Source organism: Rhizobium binae (genome assembly GCF_017357225.1).
In the GTDB taxonomy this organism is placed as follows: Bacteria; Pseudomonadota; Alphaproteobacteria; order Rhizobiales; family Rhizobiaceae; genus Rhizobium; species Rhizobium binae.
Map to the genome: position 1 here is coordinate 1706447 of NZ_CP071604.1, position 19453 is coordinate 1725899.

16 protein-coding genes are annotated in these 19453 nt (G+C 60.8%); 15 read left to right on the forward strand and 1 reads right to left on the reverse strand.

Annotation, left to right across the window (positions count from 1 at the left end; all coding sequences use genetic code 11):
* Positions 1–7: 7 nt before the first annotated feature.
* The 14 genes from nuoH to J2J99_RS08320 all read left to right on the forward strand — a co-directional run bounded on the left by nuoH (position 8) and on the right by J2J99_RS08320 (position 14880).
* Positions 8–1051: an NADH-quinone oxidoreductase subunit NuoH gene (gene nuoH, locus J2J99_RS08255; protein ID WP_168294660.1), complete on the forward strand. Its 1044-nt coding sequence runs from the start codon at positions 8–10 to the stop codon at positions 1049–1051.
* Positions 1052–1091: 40 nt separating this feature from the next.
* On the forward strand, positions 1092–1583 hold the full coding sequence (gene nuoI / locus J2J99_RS08260) for an NADH-quinone oxidoreductase subunit NuoI (RefSeq protein WP_004680064.1): 492 nt from the start codon (positions 1092–1094) through the stop codon (positions 1581–1583).
* A 142-nt stretch (positions 1584–1725) separates the two neighbouring features.
* Positions 1726–2340 (forward strand): NADH-quinone oxidoreductase subunit J, encoded by a 615-nt coding sequence (locus tag J2J99_RS08265; RefSeq protein WP_168294661.1) that lies wholly within the window; start codon positions 1726–1728, stop codon positions 2338–2340.
* A gap of 23 nt (positions 2341–2363) precedes the next feature.
* Entirely contained in the window at positions 2364–2672 is a 309-nt protein-coding gene (gene nuoK / locus J2J99_RS08270; protein ID WP_003587269.1) for an NADH-quinone oxidoreductase subunit NuoK, read from the forward strand.
* Between the two features lie 7 nt (positions 2673–2679).
* Positions 2680–4680, forward strand: a complete 2001-nt coding sequence (gene nuoL / locus J2J99_RS08275; RefSeq protein ID WP_168294662.1) for an NADH-quinone oxidoreductase subunit L — start codon at positions 2680–2682, stop codon at positions 4678–4680.
* On the forward strand, positions 4680–6191 hold the full coding sequence (locus J2J99_RS08280; RefSeq protein ID WP_168294663.1) for an NADH-quinone oxidoreductase subunit M: 1512 nt from the start codon (positions 4680–4682) through the stop codon (positions 6189–6191). Before nuoL ends, J2J99_RS08280 begins: the two co-directional genes overlap by 1 nt.
* Positions 6192–6209: 18 nt before the next feature.
* Complete coding sequence (gene nuoN / locus J2J99_RS08285) at positions 6210–7655, forward strand: NADH-quinone oxidoreductase subunit NuoN (RefSeq protein ID WP_168294664.1); 1446 nt, start codon at positions 6210–6212, stop codon at positions 7653–7655.
* On the forward strand, positions 7655–8419 hold the full coding sequence (locus J2J99_RS08290) for a biotin--[acetyl-CoA-carboxylase] ligase (RefSeq protein WP_168294665.1): 765 nt from the start codon (positions 7655–7657) through the stop codon (positions 8417–8419). The genes nuoN and J2J99_RS08290 overlap by 1 nt, the downstream gene beginning before the upstream one ends.
* A gap of 17 nt (positions 8420–8436) precedes the next feature.
* Entirely contained in the window at positions 8437–10107 is a 1671-nt protein-coding gene (locus J2J99_RS08295; RefSeq protein WP_168294666.1) for a ribonuclease J, read from the forward strand.
* A gap of 2 nt (positions 10108–10109) precedes the next feature.
* Positions 10110–10514 carry a methylmalonyl-CoA epimerase gene (gene mce / locus J2J99_RS08300; protein WP_168294667.1) on the forward strand — a complete coding sequence of 135 codons (405 nt, stop codon included), beginning with the start codon at positions 10110–10112 and terminating at the stop codon, positions 10512–10514.
* Positions 10515–10673: 159 nt separating this feature from the next.
* Positions 10674–10949, forward strand: coding sequence for a DUF1467 family protein (locus J2J99_RS08305; RefSeq protein WP_168294668.1), 276 nt, complete (start codon positions 10674–10676; stop codon positions 10947–10949).
* A 590-nt stretch (positions 10950–11539) separates the two neighbouring features.
* Entirely contained in the window at positions 11540–12862 is a 1323-nt protein-coding gene (proS, locus tag J2J99_RS08310; protein ID WP_168294669.1) for a proline--tRNA ligase, read from the forward strand.
* A 15-nt stretch (positions 12863–12877) separates the two neighbouring features.
* Positions 12878–14182, forward strand: a complete 1305-nt coding sequence (locus tag J2J99_RS08315; RefSeq protein WP_168294670.1) for a lipoprotein-releasing ABC transporter permease subunit — start codon at positions 12878–12880, stop codon at positions 14180–14182.
* 14 nt (positions 14183–14196) lie between these two features.
* Positions 14197–14880 carry an ABC transporter ATP-binding protein gene (locus J2J99_RS08320; RefSeq protein ID WP_168294671.1) on the forward strand — a complete coding sequence of 228 codons (684 nt, stop codon included), beginning with the start codon at positions 14197–14199 and terminating at the stop codon, positions 14878–14880.
* 94 nt (positions 14881–14974) lie between these two features.
* On the opposite strand, the gene J2J99_RS08325 is transcribed toward J2J99_RS08320, so the two are convergent.
* The gene (locus J2J99_RS08325; protein WP_168294672.1) at positions 14975–15439 is read right to left on the reverse strand and encodes a DUF5680 domain-containing protein; all 465 of its coding nucleotides are present in this window, start codon (positions 15437–15439) and stop codon (positions 14975–14977) included.
* A gap of 470 nt (positions 15440–15909) precedes the next feature.
* Between J2J99_RS08325 and dnaE the strand changes: the two genes are divergently transcribed.
* Complete coding sequence (dnaE, locus tag J2J99_RS08330) at positions 15910–19407, forward strand: DNA polymerase III subunit alpha (RefSeq protein WP_168294673.1); 3498 nt, start codon at positions 15910–15912, stop codon at positions 19405–19407.
* Positions 19408–19453 lie beyond the last annotated feature (46 nt).

A 19453-nucleotide genomic window follows, 5' to 3' on the forward strand; every position in this document is an offset into this window, starting at 1 on the left:
GGGGACTATGGATTCTTTCTTTTCAACCTATCTCTGGCCGGCGATCATCATGATCGGTCAGTCGCTGCTGCTTCTCGTCTGTCTGCTGGTCTTCATCGCCTATGTTCTGCTCGCCGACCGCAAGATCTGGGCGGCCGTGCAGCTGCGTCGCGGCCCGAACGTCGTCGGTCCCTTCGGCCTGTTCCAGTCCTTCGCCGACCTTTTGAAGTTCGTCTTCAAGGAGCCGATCATTCCGGCCGGCGCCAACAAGGCGGTGTTCCTGCTCGCTCCGCTGGTGACGGTGCTTCTGGCGCTGTCCACCTGGGCGGTGGTGCCGCTCGCCGACGGATGGGTGATCGCCAACATCAATGTCGGCATCCTCTACATCTTCGCGATCTCCTCGCTCGAGGTCTACGGCATCATCATGGGCGGCTGGGCTTCGAACTCGAAATATCCGTTCCTCGGCGCGTTGCGCTCGGCGGCGCAGATGGTGTCCTATGAAGTCTCGATCGGCTTCGTCATCGTCACCGTGCTGCTCTGCGTGGGTTCGCTGAACCTGACCGATATCGTCAATGCACAGCACACGGGCCTCGGCACGATGCTCGGCCTGCCGGCCTCGTTCCTCGACTGGCACTGGTTGTCGCTTTTCCCGATGTTCATCATCTTCTTCATTTCGGCGCTCGCCGAGACCAACCGCCCGCCTTTCGACCTGCCGGAGGCCGAATCGGAACTGGTCGCCGGCTTCATGGTCGAATACGGCTCCTCGCCATACATGATGTTCATGCTCGGCGAATATGCGGCCGTCTGCCTGATGTGCTCTCTGACGACCATCCTTTTCCTCGGCGGCTGGCTGCCCCCGGTCGACATCTGGATCCTCAACTGGGTGCCGGGCATCATCTGGTTCATGCTGAAGGCCTGCTTCGTCTTCTTCATGTTCGCGATGGTCAAGGCCTTCGTCCCGCGCTACCGCTACGACCAGCTCATGCGTCTCGGCTGGAAGGTTTTCCTGCCGCTGTCGCTCGCCATGGTCATCATCGTTGCATTCGTGCTGAAACTGATGGGGTGGGCTTGATGACGCCCGCTCTCGTTTCCGGCAAAATTGGAGGTTGAAGATGGCAAGCTTGTCCAGCTCCATCAACTCGCTGTTCCTCAAGGAATTCTTTGGCGCGTTCTTTCTTTCTATGCGCTATTTCTTCCGTCAGAAGGCCACCATCAACTACCCCTTCGAAAAAGGCCCGGTTTCTCCGCGTTTCCGCGGCGAGCACGCGCTGCGCCGTTATCCGAACGGCGAGGAACGCTGCATCGCCTGCAAGCTCTGCGAGGCGATCTGTCCTGCCCAGGCCATCACCATCGAGGCCGGTCCGCGACGCAACGACGGCACGCGCCGCACCGTGCGCTACGACATCGACATGGTGAAGTGCATCTATTGCGGCTTCTGCCAGGAAGCTTGCCCTGTTGACGCGATCGTCGAGGGTCCGAATTTCGAATTTGCGACCGAAACCCGCGAAGAGCTCTATTTCGACAAGGCGCGCCTTCTCGATAACGGCGACCGGTGGGAGCGCGAAATCGCCCGCAACATCGCAATCGACTCGCCGTACCGGTGATTGGGTTTTGAAATGCCGCGATGGGGCTCTGCTGCTCCTGTCGCGGTCAATATGCACAGGAGCTTGCCGGTCAGCGCCGGAGAAAGCTCTATCGGGCAGAAAAACTCCCGGCTGCCCGGGGGAAGATGAAAAAGGCACCAACATGGGTCTGCAGGCTCTATTTTTCTATCTTTTCGCCTTTGTCGCGGTGGCGTCGGCGTTCATGGTCATCTGGGCGAAGAACCCGGTTCACTCGGTTCTGTTTCTGATCCTGGTGTTCTTCAACGCGGCCGGCCTCTTCCTGCTGCTCGGCGCCGAATTCCTGGCGATGATCCTGCTGGTCGTCTATGTCGGCGCCGTCGCCGTCCTCTTCCTCTTCGTGGTGATGATGCTCGATATCGACTTCACCGAGCTGAGGGCAGGGGTTCTCGAATATGCGCCGATCGGCGGGCTGATCGGGATCATTCTCGCCGCCGAGCTGATCGTCGTCATCGGCGGCAGCGTCATCTCGCCCGAGATCGCCAAGACCGTCGCCATGCCGATCCCGGCGCTGACAGAGCGCACCAATACGGCCGCCCTCGGCGACGTGCTCTACACCAATTACGTCTACTTCTTCCAGATCGCCGGTCTGGTTCTGCTGGTCGCCATGATTGGCGCCATCGTGCTGACGCTCCGGCACCGCACCAACATCAAGCGGCAGAATATCTCCAGCCAGGTTGCCCGCACGCCCGCAACCGCCGTCGAGGTGGTTTCGGTCAAGCCGGGGCAGGGCGTCTAAAGGCAGGTCAAGGAACAAAGAACATGGTCATCGGTCTTTCCCACTACCTGACGGTCAGCGCCATCCTCTTCACGCTCGGCGTCTTCGGCATCTTCCTGAACCGGAAGAACGTCATCGTCATTCTGATGTCGGTCGAACTGATCCTGCTTGCCGTCAACATCAACATGGTCGCCTTCTCCTCCTTCCTGAACGACATCGTCGGACAGGTCTTTGCGCTGTTCATCCTGACGGTGGCGGCTGCCGAGGCGGCGATCGGTCTTGCAATTCTCGTTGTCTTCTACCGCAACCGCGGCTCGATCGCGGTCGAAGACGTCAATATGATGAAGGGCTGAGTGGCTCATGTTCCTCTATAAGGCTATCGTCTTTCTTCCCTTGATCGGTGCGATCATCGCCGGCCTGTTCGGCCGCGCCATCGGCGCCAAGGCTTCGGAATATGTCACCAGCGGCCTGATGATCATCGCCGCCATCCTCTCCTGGTACGTCTTCTTCACCGTCGGCATGGGCCACGTCGAAGGCGGCCCGATCAAGGTCGAAGTGCTGCGCTGGATTCAGTCCGGCGGCATCGATGTCTCCTGGTCGCTGCGGGTGGATACGCTGACCTCGGTCATGCTGATCGTCGTCAACACGGTCTCGATGCTGGTTCACGTCTATTCGATCGGTTACATGCATACCGATCCGCATCGCCCGCGCTTCTTCGCCTATCTCTCGCTCTTCACCTTCGCCATGCTGATGCTGGTGACGGCCGACAACTTGGCGCAGATGTTCTTCGGCTGGGAAGGCGTCGGTCTTGCCTCCTATCTGCTGATCGGCTTCTGGTTCAAGAAGCCGTCGGCGACGGCGGCGGCGATGAAGGCCTTCATCGTCAATCGCGTCGGTGACTTCGGCTTCGTGCTCGGCATTGCCGGTGTCTTCGTGCTGTTCGGCGCGATCAATCTCGACACGATCTTCGCCAATGCCTCGAATTTCGCTCCGCATGAAGGCGGCGGCGAGGCGGGTGAAGTGATCCTCAACCTCTTCGGCATGCAGCTCGATAAGGCGCATGCGCTGACCGGCGTCTGCCTGCTGCTCTTCATGGGAGCCATGGGCAAGTCGGCGCAGTTCCTGCTGCACACCTGGCTGCCGGATGCCATGGAAGGCCCGACCCCGGTCTCGGCCCTCATCCATGCCGCCACCATGGTCACCGCCGGCGTCTTCCTCGTCGCCCGCATGTCGCCGCTGTTCGAACTGTCGCCGGATGCGCTGACCGTCGTCACCGTGATCGGCGCGATCACCGCCTTCTTCGCGGCTACCGTCGGCCTGGTGCAAAACGACATCAAGCGCGTCATTGCCTATTCCACCTGCTCGCAGCTCGGCTACATGTTCGTGGCGCTCGGGGTAGGGGCCTATGGCGCGGCGATCTTCCATCTCTTCACGCATGCCTTCTTCAAGGCGTTGCTCTTCCTCTGCGCCGGCTCGGTCATCCACGCCGTCGATGGCGAGCAGGACATGCGCCACATGGGTGGCCTGCGGCCGCACATCAAGGTGACGTTCTGGATGATGATCATCGGTACGCTGGCGATCACCGGCGTCGGCATTCCCTTCACGCCGATCGGCTTTGCCGGGTTCTTCTCCAAGGACGTGATCATCGAGGCGACCTATGCTTCGCATTCGCCGGTGGCGGGCTTTGCCTTCTCGCTTCTGGTCATCGCCGCGCTCTTCACCAGCTTCTACTCCTGGCGTCTGATCTTCATGACCTTCTTCGGCAAGCCGCGCGCTTCGCACGAGGTCATGCACCACGTCCACGAGTCGCCGCAAGTCATGCTGGTGCCGCTTTATCTCCTGGCGATCGGTGCGGTGCTGGCGGGCGTGATTTTTGAAGGCCGCTTCTACGGTGAGGAATATGCCGAGTTCTGGAAGGGCGCGCTCTTTACCGGCGCCGAGAACGAGCTCGTCGAAGAATTCCACCATGTTCCGGCGCTGGTGGGCCTGAGCCCCTTCATCGCCATGCTGATCGGCTTCGTCATCGCCTGGTACATGTATATCCGCTCGCCGCAGACGCCGCGCGTCCTCGCCAAGCAGCACCGGGTGCTCTACCATTTCCTGCTCAACAAGTGGTATTTCGACGAACTCTACGACTTCCTGTTCGTCCGCACGGCAAGGGCCCTCGGCCGCTTCCTGTGGAAGAAGGGTGATGTCGGCGTCATCGACACCTACGGCCCGAATGGAGTCGCCGCCCGCGTCGTCGCTGTCACCGACCGCGTCGTCCGCCTGCAGACCGGTTACCTCTATCACTATGCCTTCGCCATGCTGATCGGCATTGCGGCGCTCGTTACCTGGATGATGCTCGGGAGTTCCTTCTGATGACCGATTGGCCTATTCTTTCAACGGTCACCTTCCTGCCGCTGGTCGGCGTGGTGCTCCTGCTCTTGATGAACGGCGAGAGCGAAACTGGCCGCAAGAACGTGCTGTGGATCTCGCTGATCACCACCGTCTTCACCTTCATCGTCTCGCTCTTCATCTGGCTCGGCTTCGACAATGCCAATCCGGGCTTCCAGATGATCCAGAAGTTTGACTGGCTCGGCACCGGCATCGGCTACCACGTCGGCGTCGACGGCATCTCGATGCTGTTCGTCATCCTGACGACCTTCCTCATGCCCTTCTGCGTGCTGGCGAGCTGGCTCTCGATCGAGAAGCGCCTGAAGGAGTACATGATCGCCTTCCTCATCCTGGAAACGATGATGATCGGCGTCTTCGTCTCGCTCGATATCGTGCTCTTCTACGTCTTCTTCGAGGCGGGCCTCATTCCGATGTTCCTGATCATCGGCGTCTGGGGCGGCAAGGACCGCGTCTATGCGAGCTACAAGTTCTTCCTCTACACGCTGCTCGGCTCGGTGCTGATGCTGCTCGCCATCATGGCGATGTACTGGCAGGCCGGCACGACTGACATTCCTGCGTTGCTCGCCTACAAGTTCCCGCCGGCGCTGCAGACCTGGCTCTGGCTTGCCTTCTTCGCCTCTTTCGCGGTGAAGATGCCGATGTGGCCGGTCCATACCTGGCTTCCGGATGCGCACGTTCAGGCGCCGACCGCAGGCTCGGTGATCCTGGCCGGCGTCCTGCTGAAGCTCGGCGGCTACGGTCTCATCCGCTTCTCGCTCGGCATGTTCCCTGTGGCGTCCGATTATTTCGCGCCGTTGGTCTTCGCGCTGTCCGTCATCGCCATCATCTACACCTCGCTGGTGGCGATGATGCAGGACGATATCAAGAAGCTGATCGCCTATTCCTCGGTGGCGCACATGGGCTATGTGACCATGGGCATCTTCGCCGCCAACATGCAGGGCGTTCAGGGGTCGATCTTCCAGATGCTGTCGCACGGCATCGTCTCGGGCGCGCTCTTCCTCTGTGTCGGCGTCGTCTACGACCGCACCCATACCCGCGAGATCAACGCCTATGGCGGCCTCGTCAACAACATGCCGAAATATGCCGTCGCCATGATGGTCTTCACCATGGCCAATGTCGGGCTTCCCGGCACGTCGGGCTTTATCGGCGAGTTCCTGACGCTGATCGGCGTCTTCCGGGTCAACACCTGGGTCGCGCTCTTCGCCGCCACCGGCGTCATTCTGTCGGCCGCCTATGCGCTCTGGCTCTATCGCCGAGTGATCTTCGGCGCGCTGGAGAAGGAAAAGCTGAAGGCGCTGCTCGATCTTTCCAGACGCGAACAGCTGATTCTCTACCCGCTGATCGCACTGACCATCTTCTTCGGCGTTTACCCGGCTCCGGTCTTCGATGCCACGGCCGCCTCGGTGGATCTGCTGGTCAACAACTACACGGCCGCCGTGCACGCAGCGCAGAATGTTGCGCTGTCTATGAATTGATGACGGGACTTATCGGACATGACCGCTGAAACAATCCTCCTCAGTCTGCATCTTTCCGCGCCGGAGCTGATCCTCGCGGTCGGCGCCCTGGTCCTGTTGATGGTCGGCGTCTTCTCAGGCGAGCGGTCGGGCCTCGTCGTCACCGGCCTCGCCATCGTGCTGCTGCTGGCCTCCGGCCTGTGGCTGCTCTTCGTGCCGGCCGAAGGCCTTGCCTATGGCGGCGTCTACATGGCCGACGGCTTCTCGCGCTTCATGAAGCTGGTGGCGCTCATCGGCTCGCTGGTCGCCCTGTTCATGACGATGGGCCACGCCCGCGAAAACCAGCTCGACAAGTTCGAGTTCCCGGTTCTCCTGGTGCTCGCGACCCTCGGCATCCTGCTGATGATCTCGGCCAACGACCTGATTTCGCTCTATCTGGCGCTGGAGCTGCAGTCGCTGGCGCTCTATGTCGTCGCCGCGATCAACCGTGACAGCCTGAAGTCGACCGAAGCCGGCCTGAAATATTTCGTCCTCGGTGCGCTTTCCTCCGGCATGCTGCTCTACGGCATGTCGCTGGTCTATGGCTTCACCGGCCATACCCATTTCGCGGAGATCGCCCAGGCGCTGTCCGTCGAGGGCGCACGGTCGCTCGGCCTCATCTTCGGCCTGGTCTTCATCCTCGCCGGCATTGCCTTCAAGATTTCGGCCGTTCCCTTCCACATGTGGACGCCCGACGTCTATGAAGGCGCGCCGACACCGGTCACCGCCTTCCTGGCCGCAGCCCCCAAGGTCGCCGCCATGGCGATGATGACCCGCATCGTCATCACCGCCTTCCAGCCGGTTCTCGCCGACTGGCAGCAGGTCGTCGTCTTCATTTCGATCGCTTCCATGCTGCTCGGCTCGTTTGCGGCGATCGGCCAGAAGAACATCAAGCGGCTGATGGCCTATTCCTCGATCGGCCACATGGGTTACGCGCTAGTAGGCCTGGCCGCCGGCAACCAGACCGGCGTTTCCGGCGTCATGCTTTACATGGTCATCTACATGGTCATGACCCTCGGCAGCTTTGCGATCATCATGTCGATGCGCCGCAAGGACGGCACCGTCGTCGAAGACGTCTACGATCTCGCCGGCCTTTCCACCACGAACCCGTTCATGGCCGTGGTGCTGACGGCACTGATGTTCTCGCTTGCCGGCATTCCGCCGCTCGCCGGCTTCTTCGCCAAGTATTTCGTCTTCGTTGCGGCGATCGAAGCCAAGCTCTATGCGCTTGCCATCATCGGCGTTCTGGCCTCGGTCGTCGGCGCTTATTATTACCTGCGCGTCATCAAGCTGATGTGGTTCGATGAGGCGACCGGCGAATTCGCCCGGGTCTCCGGCGCCCTGCGCCTGGTCTTCGGTCTCTCCGGTCTCTTCGTCACCGCCTATGTGCTGATCGGCGGGCCGATCGGCGGTGCGGCAGAGCTTGCCGCCGCGACGCTCTTTTAATGGTTTCCGACAGACGGCGCCGGATATCGCTCGGCGATTTCAGGCACGAGGCGCTGTCGGAAACATCGTCGACCAACAGCGAATGCCTCGTCCGGGCGCGGGCGGGCGATCCCGGAAATCTCTGGGTAACGGCCGAGAGGCAGACTGGCGGCCGCGGCCGCCGCGGCCGCCTCTGGGTTTCCGAACGCGGCAATCTCTACGCTTCTCTTCTGTTGATCGACCCGGCGCCGATGGAGCGCCTTGGCTCGCTGCCGCTTGCCATTGCCGTCGCCGTGCATCAGGCGATCCGCCAGGTGCTGCCGCCGGGCGCCGAACCGCTCGAGGTCAAATGGCCGAATGATATCCTCATCGGTCGAAGGAAGACCTGCGGCATCCTCGTCGAGGGCGAGCGGTTGACGGACGGCCGTTACGCGCTGGTCGTCGGCATCGGCATCAATGTCTCGGTCATGCCGGACAATCCGCTCTATCCCGTCACCTGCCTGCGTCAGCATGCAAGCGCGGCTTCGCCGGAAGAGCTCTTCGCCCATCTCTTCGCGGCGATGGCGGATGTGCTCGATCAATGGGACCAGGGCCGCGGCATTGCCGAGATCACGGCGCGCTGGCGCACTATTGCCTGTGGCATCGGCGAAAAGATCACGGTGAATTTACCGGACCGATCGATTTCCGGACAATTCGCCGGAATTGATGATAATGGCTTGTTGATGCTCGATACCGGCGCTGGCAGGATCATGCCCATTGCCGCCGGTGATGTGTTTTTTGGATAGCGGAAAAAACGAAAATTATGGCGAAACAGGACGAATTGGTATTCCTGCCTCTGGGCGGCGTTGGCGAGATCGGCATGAATCTCGCTCTCTACGGCTACGGCCCGCCCGAGCATCGCCAGTGGATCATGGTCGATTGCGGCGTCACCTTTCCCGGCCCGGATCTGCCGGGCGTCGACCTCGTCCTGCCCGACATCCGCTTCCTCGCCAGCGAACGCAAGAACCTCAGGGCGATCATCATCACGCATGCCCATGAAGACCATTATGGCGCGCTCGCCGATCTCTGGCCCGGTCTCAATGTGCCCGTCTATGCTTCCGGCTTTACCGCTGGCCTGCTCGAAGCCAAACGCAATTTCGAGAAGGCAACGATCGGCGAAGTGCCGGTGACGCCGTTCAAGGCGGGCGATAAGATCAATGTCGGCCCGTTCAGCATCGAAGGTATTGCCGTCAATCACTCAATTCCCGAACCGATGTCGCTGATGATCCGCACGCCGGCTGGCAATGTCATCCATACCGGCGACTGGAAGATCGATCACGAGCCCTCGCTCGGGCCGCTGACCGATGAGACGCGCTTTCGCCAGTTGGGCGACGAGGGCGTGCTGGCGCTGATGTGCGATTCCACCAATGCGCTCCGCGACGGTGTTTCGCCTTCCGAGAAGGATGTCTCCGAAAGCCTCCGCAAGATCATCGAGGATGCCGAAGGCCGGGTGGCGATCACCACCTTCTCATCGAATGTCGGGCGGATTCGCACCGTTGCCGAAGCTGCCGAGGCGGCTGGCCGCGAAGTGCTGCTGCTCGGCAGTTCGCTCAAGCGCGTCGTCGACGTCGCCCGCGACATCGGCCTGATGGAGGGTGTCAAGCCCTTCATCTCCGAGGAAGAATACGGCTATATCCCGCGCGACAAGGTGGTCGTCATCCTGACCGGCAGCCAGGGTGAAGCGCGGGCAGCGCTTGCAAAGCTCTCCCGCGACGAGATGCGCAATGTGGCCTTTGCGGCAGGCGATATCGTCGTTTTTTCCTCGCGCGCCATTCCCGGTAACGAGAAGGCGATCCAGGACATCAAGAACGGCCTCGTCGAGCAGGGTGTGCACATCATCACCGATACCGAGGCGCTCGTCCATGTTTCCGGCCATCCCCGTCGCAATGAGCTGCAGCGGATGTACGAGTGGACGCGGCCGAAGATCGTCGTGCCGGTGCATGGCGAGGCGACGCATCTGGCGGCGCACAAGGAGCTTGCCGAACAGTCCGGCATCGCGGTCGTCCCGCGAGTGCGCAACGGCGATATCCTGCGGCTGGCGCCAGGTCCGGTCGAGGTGATCGGCGAAGCGCCGCACGGCCGTATCTACAAGGACGGCATGCTGATCGGCGATTTCGACGAGATGGGGATCGGCGAGCGCAAGAAACTCTCCTTTGTCGGTCACGTCGCGGTCAATGTCGTGCTCGACGCGCGCTATGATATCGTCGGCGATCCCGATCTCGTCTCGATCGGCCTGCCTGTTTATGACGACGAGGGGGACGAGATGGAGGATACGCTCTTCGACGCGGCGATCAGCGCCATCGAAAGCATTCCGCGCGCTCGCCGCAAGGATCTGGACATGCTGCAGGAGGCCGTTCGCCGCGCCATCCGCGCCGCTGCCAATCAGAGTTGGGGCAAGAAGCCCGTCGTGACCGCCTTCGTCACCAAGGTCTGATCATGCTCGGCCGGATAAACCATATCGCCATCGCCGTCCCCGACCTGACAGCGGCCGCGGCCGCCTATCGCGACACGCTGGGCGCCGCCGTGTCGCAGCCGCAGGCGCTGCCGGAACATGGCGTCACCGTCGTCTTTGTCGAATTGCCGAACACCAAGGTCGAATTGCTTGAACCGCTTGGGGAAGCTTCGCCGATTGCAGCCTTCCTTGACAAGAACCCGTCCGGCGGCATGCATCATATCTGCTACGAGGTGGACGATATCGTCGGCGCCCGTGACCGGCTGACCGAGGCGGGGGCGCGGGTGCTGGGCGACGGTCAGCCGAAGACCGGCGCGCATGGCAAGCCGGTGCTCTTTCTGCACCCAAAGGATTTCTTCGGCACACTGATCGAACTCGAACAGGCCTGAGTTCAGCGTCAATCGACGGGTATTGCTGCGGCAGAGTGACCCGAAGACGGCAAAATGTGTCGTTGGCTTTGAGTTGGCCGCCATTCCGCCGTATAAGAGCGCCTATTCGAAACGACAGAGCGGTCGCGTTCTGTCGGCAGGATGTGACCGGGAACGATAATGCTTCAGACCTTCCTTCAGGGATTCGCCGTTTACTTCATCATCTGGTGGATGACGCTTTTTGCTGTTCTGCCGATCGGCCTGCGCACCCAGGCGGAAGACGACGATATTGTGCTCGGCACCGTTCCAAGTGCGCCCACCCGCTTTCGCGCCGGCTTCGTCTTTTCGCTGACGACGCTGATCTCGGCTCTGATTTACGGCCTCTGGTATGCCTGCGACAACTATTTCGGCTGGGGTTTCGACGCCCTTCCACAACTCGGGCCTAGCTTCTATTGAGGGTGACTTTTGCTCAAACTTTGAGCAGATGTAAGTTGAAGGGGAATTCCGCTTCGTCATCCCGGCGTCATGCTGTTACGGCAAAGAGTTTGCCTAACGGAAGGGGAGACTTCCGTTAGGCAAGCCGGACGGATGGTGAATAGGATGAGAAGGCGAAAAGTCAAAAAAAAACAAGGCTAAAAGCCTTGTTTTAAGTATCGCGTGATCTGTAACCGTTGCCGGGGCTGCGACGAGCGCGCCTAAGATCTGATCCTCCCAAGACTTGACCGCGAATTCGGCAAGAATTTAGCTTCCTGCCTGTTTTGTGAGCTAAAGCTAGCTCAAACATTGGGCTTTGTCATTAGCTTTTTTTGCATTTTTGCTACACTCTAGCAAAATATTTCTGTTGACAAGATTTTCGTTCAAGTCCTTATAAACACGCGCTTTTTGCCGCCCTTTCATTTTGCGGCCGTGAACATGCGTATCCGGGAGGTCGGCGACAGCAGTTGCGGGTTTCCTTCCCGCCGCGAAGCGGCTATGAACGCTCCCACATTAACAATGTACCTTCGATTCCGTTTCTCTGCGGGATCTCAACTGCTCCGGAATCCGCCATGCGTCTGTCCCGCTATTTCATGCCCATCCTCAAGGAAAACCCCAAGGAGGCGGAAATCGTCTCCCATCGCTTGATGCTGCGCGCCGGCATGATCCGCCAGCAGTCGCAGGGCATCTATTCCTGGCTGCCGCTCGGCAAGCGCGTGCTCGACAAGGTCAACGCCATTATCCGCGAGGAGCAGAACCGTGCCGGCGCCATCGAGCTTTCGATGCCGACCCTGCAGTCGGCCGAACTCTGGCAGGAAAGCGGCCGTTACGACGCCTACGGCAAGGAGATGCTGCGCATCAAGGACCGTCAGGAGCGGCCGATGCTCTATGGCCCCACCAATGAGGAGATGGTGACGGATATCTTCCGTTCCTCGGTCAAGTCCTACAAGGATCTGCCTCTCAATCTCTATCACATCCAGTTGAAGTTCCGCGACGAGATCCGTCCGCGCTTCGGCACCATGCGCTCGCGCGAGTTCATGATGAAGGATGCCTATTCCTTCGATCTGACGCGCGAAGGGGCGGAGCATTCCTATAACAAGATGTTCGCCGCCTATCTCAGAACCTTCGATCGGCTCGGCCTGCGCGCCATTCCGATGCGCGCCGACACCGGCCCGATCGGCGGCAATCTCAGCCATGAATTCATCATCCTCGCCGATACCGGCGAATCCGAGGTCTTCTGCCACAAGGATTTTGTCGGCTTCGATATTCCCGGTGAGAACACCGATTTCGACAGCGTCGAGGATCTGCAGGCGATCTTCGACAAGTGGACCTCGCTCTATGCGGCGACCTCGGAAATGCACGACGAGGCGGCTTTCAATGCCGTTCCGGAGGGCGAGCGTCTTTCGGCGCGCGGCATCGAGGTCGGCCACATCTTCTATTTCGGCACGAAATATTCCGAGCCGATGGGCGCGAAAGTGCAGGGGCCTGACGGCAAGGAACACTTCGTCCACATGGGTTCCTACGGTATCGGCCCGACACGCCTTGTTCCCGCCATCATCGAAGCATCGCATGATGAGAACGGAATCATCTGGCCGGCCTCGGTCGCGCCCTTCGATGTCGTGGTGATCAACATGAAGGCGGGCGATCAGGCCTGCGACGATACCTGCGAGCTGATCTATGCCGCGCTGAGCAAGGCCGGCAAGGATGTGCTCTATGACGATACCGACGATCGGGCCGGCACGAAATTCGCGACCGCCGACCTGATTGGTGTACCCGTCCAGATCATCGCCGGCCCGCGTGCGGTCGCAAACGGCGAAGTCGAGGTGAAGGACCGCAAGACCGGCGCGCGCGAAACGATGACCATCGAAGCGGCGATCAACAGGTTCGTGGCTTAAGGAAACGGAGGCGAAATGGCAGAGGCAGCAGTGGACCGGAGTTCAACATCCGGCTTGGGTCCGGCTGGCAAGCCATTTTCCACCTTCGAACGCCTCGTCGCCTGGCGCTATCTGCGCGCCCGGCGCAAGGAGGCCTTCATCTCGGTCATCGCCGGCTTCTCCTTCGTCGGCATCATGCTCGGCGTGGCGACGCTGATCATCGTCATGGCCGTCATGAACGGCTTCCGCACCGAGCTCGTCTCGCGCATCCTCGGCATCAACGGCCACATGATCGTCCAGCCGTCCGATGGTCCTTTCACCGATTATTCCGACCTCGCCAGCAAGCTGGCTGCCGTGCCGGGCGTCAAAATGGCTCTGCCGCTTGTGGAAGGCCAGGTTCTCGCCTCCACCCAGGCCGGCGGTAGCACCGGCGCGCTGGTGCGCGGCGCCCGCGCCGAGGACCTGACCAAGCTCAAGGCGATCTCCGGGAATATCAAATCCGGTGACATGGTCGGTTTTGCCTCCGGCGACGGCGTGCTGATCGGTACCGGCATGGCCAACCAGCTCGGCCTGAGTGTCGGCGACCTCATCACCCTGACGTCGCCGGATGGTGACATTACGCCGATGGGCGTCAGCCCGCGCGTCAAGTCCTACAAGATTTCCGGCCTCTTCGAGATCGGCATGTCGGAATACGATTCCTCGATCATCTTCATGCCGCTTGAGGAAGCGCAGCTTTATTTCAATGCCGAGGGACTGGTGCAGTCGATCGAGCTCTTCGTCGATCACCCCGACGATATCGACGCGCTGAGACCCAAGGTCGAGGAGGCGGCAGGTCGCCAGATCAACCTTACCGACTGGCGCCAGCGCAACCAGACCTTCTTTTCGGCGCTGCAGGTCGAGCGTAACGTCATGTTCATGATCCTGACGCTGATCGTGCTGGTGGCGGCGTTGAACATCATCTCCGGCCTCATCATGCTGGTGAAGGACAAGGGCAGCGATATCGCCATCCTGCGCACCATGGGTGCCAGCGCCGGCGCGATCATGCGCATCTTCTTCATGACCGGCGCGGCGATCGGTATCGTTGGCACCATCGCCGGCGTGTTGCTCGGCGTTCTCGTATGCGTCAATATCGAATCCATCCGCCAGTTCTTCTCCTGGATATCAGGGACGGTGATCTTCAATCCGCAGGTCTATTTCCTCAGCCAGCTGCCGGCGGAGATGGATCTAAGCGAAACGATCTCGATCGTCGTCATGGCACTGACGCTCTCCTTCATCGCCACCATCTTCCCGGCTTGGCGCGCCTCCAGGCTCGATCCGGTGCAGGCCCTGCGCTACGAATAAGGAATGCCGCCTTCATGAAACGCAACGTCGTTCTCAAGCTTACCGGCGTCGAGCGCCATTACGGGCAGGGCGATACGCTGCTCTCGATCCTGAAAGGCGCGGATTTCTCGCTGTCGAAAGGCGAAATCGTGGCCCTTGTCGCCCCTTCCGGCACCGGCAAATCGACGCTGCTGCATGTCGCGGGTCTGCTTGAGCATCCCGATGGCGGTGAAGTCACGATCAACGGCCATGCCTGCGACGGTCTTCCCGACGGCAAGCGGACCGCGATCCGTCGCCGCGAAATCGGCTTCGTCTACCAGTTCCACCATCTGCTGCCGGAATTTTCCGCTCTTGAGAATATCATGATGCCGCAGCTGATCGCCGGCCTGTCCTGGAAGGAGGCCCAGGAGCGAGCCGGCCAGCTTCTCGATTACATGCGCATCGGCCATCGCGGCTCGCATCGCCCGGCCGAACTATCCGGCGGCGAGCAGCAGCGCGTTGCGATCGCCCGCGCCGTCGCCAATGCGCCGACCCTGCTTCTGGCCGACGAGCCGACCGGCAATCTCGATCCGGAAACCGCAAGCTACGTCTTCGACGCGCTGGAGGCGTTGGTGCGTCAGTCCGGCCTTGCCGCGCTTATCGCCACGCACAACCACGAACTCGCTGGCCGCATGGATCGGCGCGTGACGATTTCGGAGGGCAAGGTCGTCGATTTCTGATGCGTGTCGTCCGAACGTGAGCAGCGGTTGCGGGATAAAGACGAAGAGGTGACCCATCTGTCGGCGGATTGGAAGCGACCCGCTTCCGGCTCCGTCAGGGAATGATCAGTCCGCCGCGATAGTCGAGCGCGTAAGCCTTCCGCCCGCCAATCATGATGCATTCATGACCGCTGAACCGTTCGCAGTCGCCTTCGCTGCGATCGATATAGCGCCCGAACGGATGGTCGAATTCCATTCCGCCGAGAAACCGGCCCTGCCGGTACATGGCAGAAAGCGCCGTCTTGATCACTGTGCCTGCTGCGCTGGCATCGATGAGATCGGGCGCAATGACCCAGCCGAAATAATTCATCGCCCAGATCGGCTCGTCGGCAAACCACACCACCTCCTGTCCGGCAAAGTCGGTGCCGCCGAAATAACTGTCGAGGTAGCGCCAGTCGCCGCGCTCGTAGCCGACATCGTGAGAGCCCGGCCGGCAGGGCGGGCGCGGCAGGCCGCCGCCGACATAGCTGGCGGCTTTGGATTCGACGACGAATTCGTTCAGCATCGCAGTCTCGGGCATAGGGTCCTCCTCCGACTCGTCGGTAGGATATAGCAGGATGGACGGAACATAAACAGAACAAATGCGGGCAGCCTCTGCCGTCGGTTGGATATGTCCACGTCGGCGCGGTTGCGAGGCCGCGGCTCGGCATCTCAATCCCGCCGCGGAAGCACCGAATCGTTGGATCGGTGGCGTGTTTTTCAAAGGCAAGCAGGAAGGAAAAGATTCCTGTTGACATCGGAACATAGATGGAACAAATTGAAAACATAACGAGTAAAGGAGAGCCAAATGACTGACATGATCCGTGATATCGCAGCATTCACCTCCATCGCAATGTTCGTTGCCAGCTTCTCACTTATCGTCATCGCGATCTAAAGTTTTCAGGGGACTGCATGGTCATCATGTGGTTCGGACGCGGGACTTCTTCTGGACATCATCGCCCTCCATGCCGACAATGGGTCCGATTCATTCGGTGATTGGGAAGGCATGTCATGGCGGATACGGTAAAGGCTTCGACGGGTGAGGCGATCGGCGGCACGCCGGGCTTCATCCACCTGAGGGTCCATTCCGCCTATTCGCTTCTCGAAGGGGCGCTGCCGCTGAAGAAGATTCTCTACAAGGCGGCCGGCGACAATCAGCCGGCCATCGCGATTACCGACACCAACAATCTGTTCGTCGCCCTCGAATTCTCGCAGAAGGCAATGGACGACGGGCTGCAGCCGATCATTGGCTGCCAGGTTTCGATCGACATGGAAGACGGGCTGGAGACCGAAAAACGCGGCGGCCAGCAAGCGTTGATCAAGCTGCCGTCGATCGTCCTTCTCGCCGCGACGGAGGCCGGTTACGAAAGGCTGGTTGACCTGGTCAGCCGCGCCTATCTCGGCGGCGACGGCAATCAGGCCGTTCATATCAGAGCATCCTGGCTGGAGGAGGCGGGCACGGACGGGCTGATCGCCTTGACCGGCGCGCTGACCGGGCCGGTCGATGCGGCGATCAGGGAGGGCCATGCCGCCCAGGCTGAAGCGCGGCTGCTGACGCTGAAGCGTCTCTTCGGCGACAGGCTCTATGTCGAACTGCAGCGTCATGGCACCTACGACAAGCGGCATGAGCAGAAGATCGTCGGGCTCGCTTATGCCCACGACCTGCCGCTGGTTGCCACCAACGAGCCCTTTTTTCCGACGCGCGACGATTACGACGCCCATGATGCGCTCATGGCGGTTGCTCATAATGCCATCGTCTCCGACGACAGCCGCTTTCGCCTCACCCCGGATCATTATCTGAAGAGCCGCGCCGAGATGGCCAAGCTCTTTGCCGACCTGCCGGAAGCGCTGGATAACACGATCGAGATCGCCAGGCGCTGCTCCTTTGTGCTGAAGACGCGGAAACCGATCCTGCCACGCTTCACGGGTGCGACCGACGACCCCGAGGAGGCCGAACGCGCCGAGGCGGGTGAATTGCGCCGCCAGGCGGTCGAAGGACTGGACATGCGGCTTTCGACCCTCGGCATGTCGCCGGGTTATGAGGAAAAGGATTATCGCGAGCGGCTGGAATTCGAGCTCAGCGTCATCGAACGCATGCGCTTTCCCGGCTACTTCCTGATCGTTGCCGACTTCATCAAATGGGCCAAGCAGCACGACATTCCGGTTGGTCCCGGCCGCGGTTCGGGCGCCGGTTCGCTGGTCGCCTACGCGCTGACGATCACCGACGTCGATCCCTTGCGGTTTTCGCTGCTGTTCGAACGCTTCCTCAATCCGGAACGCGTCTCGATGCCGGACTTCGACATCGACTTCTGCCAGGACCGCCGCGAAGAGGTGATCCGTTACGTCCAGGCCAAGTACGGCCGCGAACAGGTGGCCCAGATCATCACCTTCGGTTCGCTGCAGGCGCGCGCAGCACTCCGCGACGTCGGTCGAGTGCTGGAGATGCCCTACGGCCAGGTCGACAAGATCTGCAAACTGGTGCCGAACAATCCGGCCAATCCGACGCCGCTCTCCAAGGCGATCGAGGAAGAGCCGAAGCTGCAGGAGGAGGCGGCGAAGGAGCCGGTGGTCGCGCGCCTACTCGATATCGCTCAGAAGATCGAGGGGCTTTATCGCCATGCCTCGACCCATGCCGCCGGTATCGTCATCGGTGACCGCCCGCTGTCCAAACTGGTGCCGATGTATCGCGATCCGCGTTCCGACATGCCGGTCACTCAGTTCAACATGAAATGGGTGGAGCAGGCGGGCCTCGTCAAATTCGACTTCCTTGGCCTGAAGACGCTGACCGTCCTGAAGGTCGCCGTCGATTTCGTCGCCAAGCGCGGCATCAGCGTCGACCTTGCGGCAATTCCGCTGGACGACAAGAAGACCTACGAGATGCTGTCACGCGGCGAGACGGTCGGCGTGTTCCAGGTGGAAAGTGCCGGCATGCGCAAGGCGCTGATCGGCATGAAGCCGGACTGCATCGAGGACATCATCGCGCTGGTGGCGCTCTATCGTCCGGGCCCGATGGAGAACATCCCGACCTACAACGCCCGCAAGCACGGTGACGAAGAGCTGGAATCGATCCATCCGATGATCGATCACCTGCTCAAGGAGACCCAGGGGGTCATCGTCTATCAGGAACAGGTGATGCAGATCGCCCAGGTCCTGTCCGGTTATTCGCTCGGAGAAGCCGATCTTTTGCGCCGCGCGATGGGTAAGAAGATCAAGGCTGAGATGGACCAGCAGCGCGAGCGCTTCGTCGATGGCGCCGTCAAGAACGGCGTATCGAAGCCGCAAGCCGACAATATCTTCGAACTGCTGGCGAAGTTCGCCAATTACGGCTTCAACAAGTCGCACGCCGCCGCCTATGCCATCGTCTCCTACCAGACCGCCTATATGAAGGCGCATTATCCGGTCGAATTCCTCGCCGCCTCGATGACGCTCGACATGTCCAACACGGAAAAGGTCAACGATTTCCGCCAGGACGCCAAGCGCCTCGGCATCGAGGTGATCGCCCCGTCGGTGCAGACTTCCTTCCGCCAGTTCGAAACCGGCGACAACCGCATCTATTATGCGCTCGCCGCTCTCAAGGGCGTCGGCGAATCCGCCGTCGACCATATCGTCGAGGTGCGCGGCGACAAGCCGTTCGCCGGCATCGAGGATTTCTGCTTGCGCATCGATCCGCGCCAAGTGAACAGGCGTGTGCTGGAAAGCCTTATCTATGCCGGCGCCTTTGACTGCTTCGGCACCGACCGCGCCCAACTCTCAGCCGGGCTCGACCGCATCCTCGGCTATGCCCAGCGGGCGCAGGAAAACAAGTTGAGCGGGCAGTCGGATATTTTCGGCAGCACCCTGACCTCCGGGCCGGAGAAGATCGCCCTGCCGCCGTTTTCGCCCTGGCTTGCCTCGGAGCGGCTGCTCAAGGAATTCCAGGTGCTGGGCTTCTATCTCACCGCCCATCCGCTCGATTCCTATAACAACATCCTGCAGAAGATGCGGGTGCAGACCTTTGCCGAGTTTTCCGCAGCGATCAAACAGGGCGCCTCCAATGCGCGCCTTGCCGGCACCGTCATCTCCAAGCAGGAGCGCAAGACCCGCACCGGCAACAAGATGGGCATCATCGTCTTTTCGGATTCGTCGGGTCAGTTCGAGGCCGTGCTGTTTTCGGAAATGCTGAACCAGTACCGCGACATGCTAGAGTCCGGAAAATCCTTCCTGCTGACCGCCACCGGCGAGGAGCGGCCGGAGGGGATCGGTCTGCGCATCCAGACGATCCAGTCGCTCGAGGAAAAGTCGCTGCAAATGCAGAAGGCGCTGCGCGTCTATGTCCGCGATTCCGGGCCGCTGAAAATGGTCGCCGGCCATCTGAACGCCAAGGGCGACGGTCTGGTTTCCTTCATCGTCATCAAGGAAGAGGGCAAGCGTGAGGTCGAAGTGGCGCTGCCGGAGAAATACCGCATCACCCCCGAGATCGCCGCCGCTCTTCGCGCTGCCCCCGGCGTCGTCGACGTCGAGCTTGTATGATGGCGAAGCGGATCGTCCGGATCGATGCAGATCGCCCAAGGGTAAT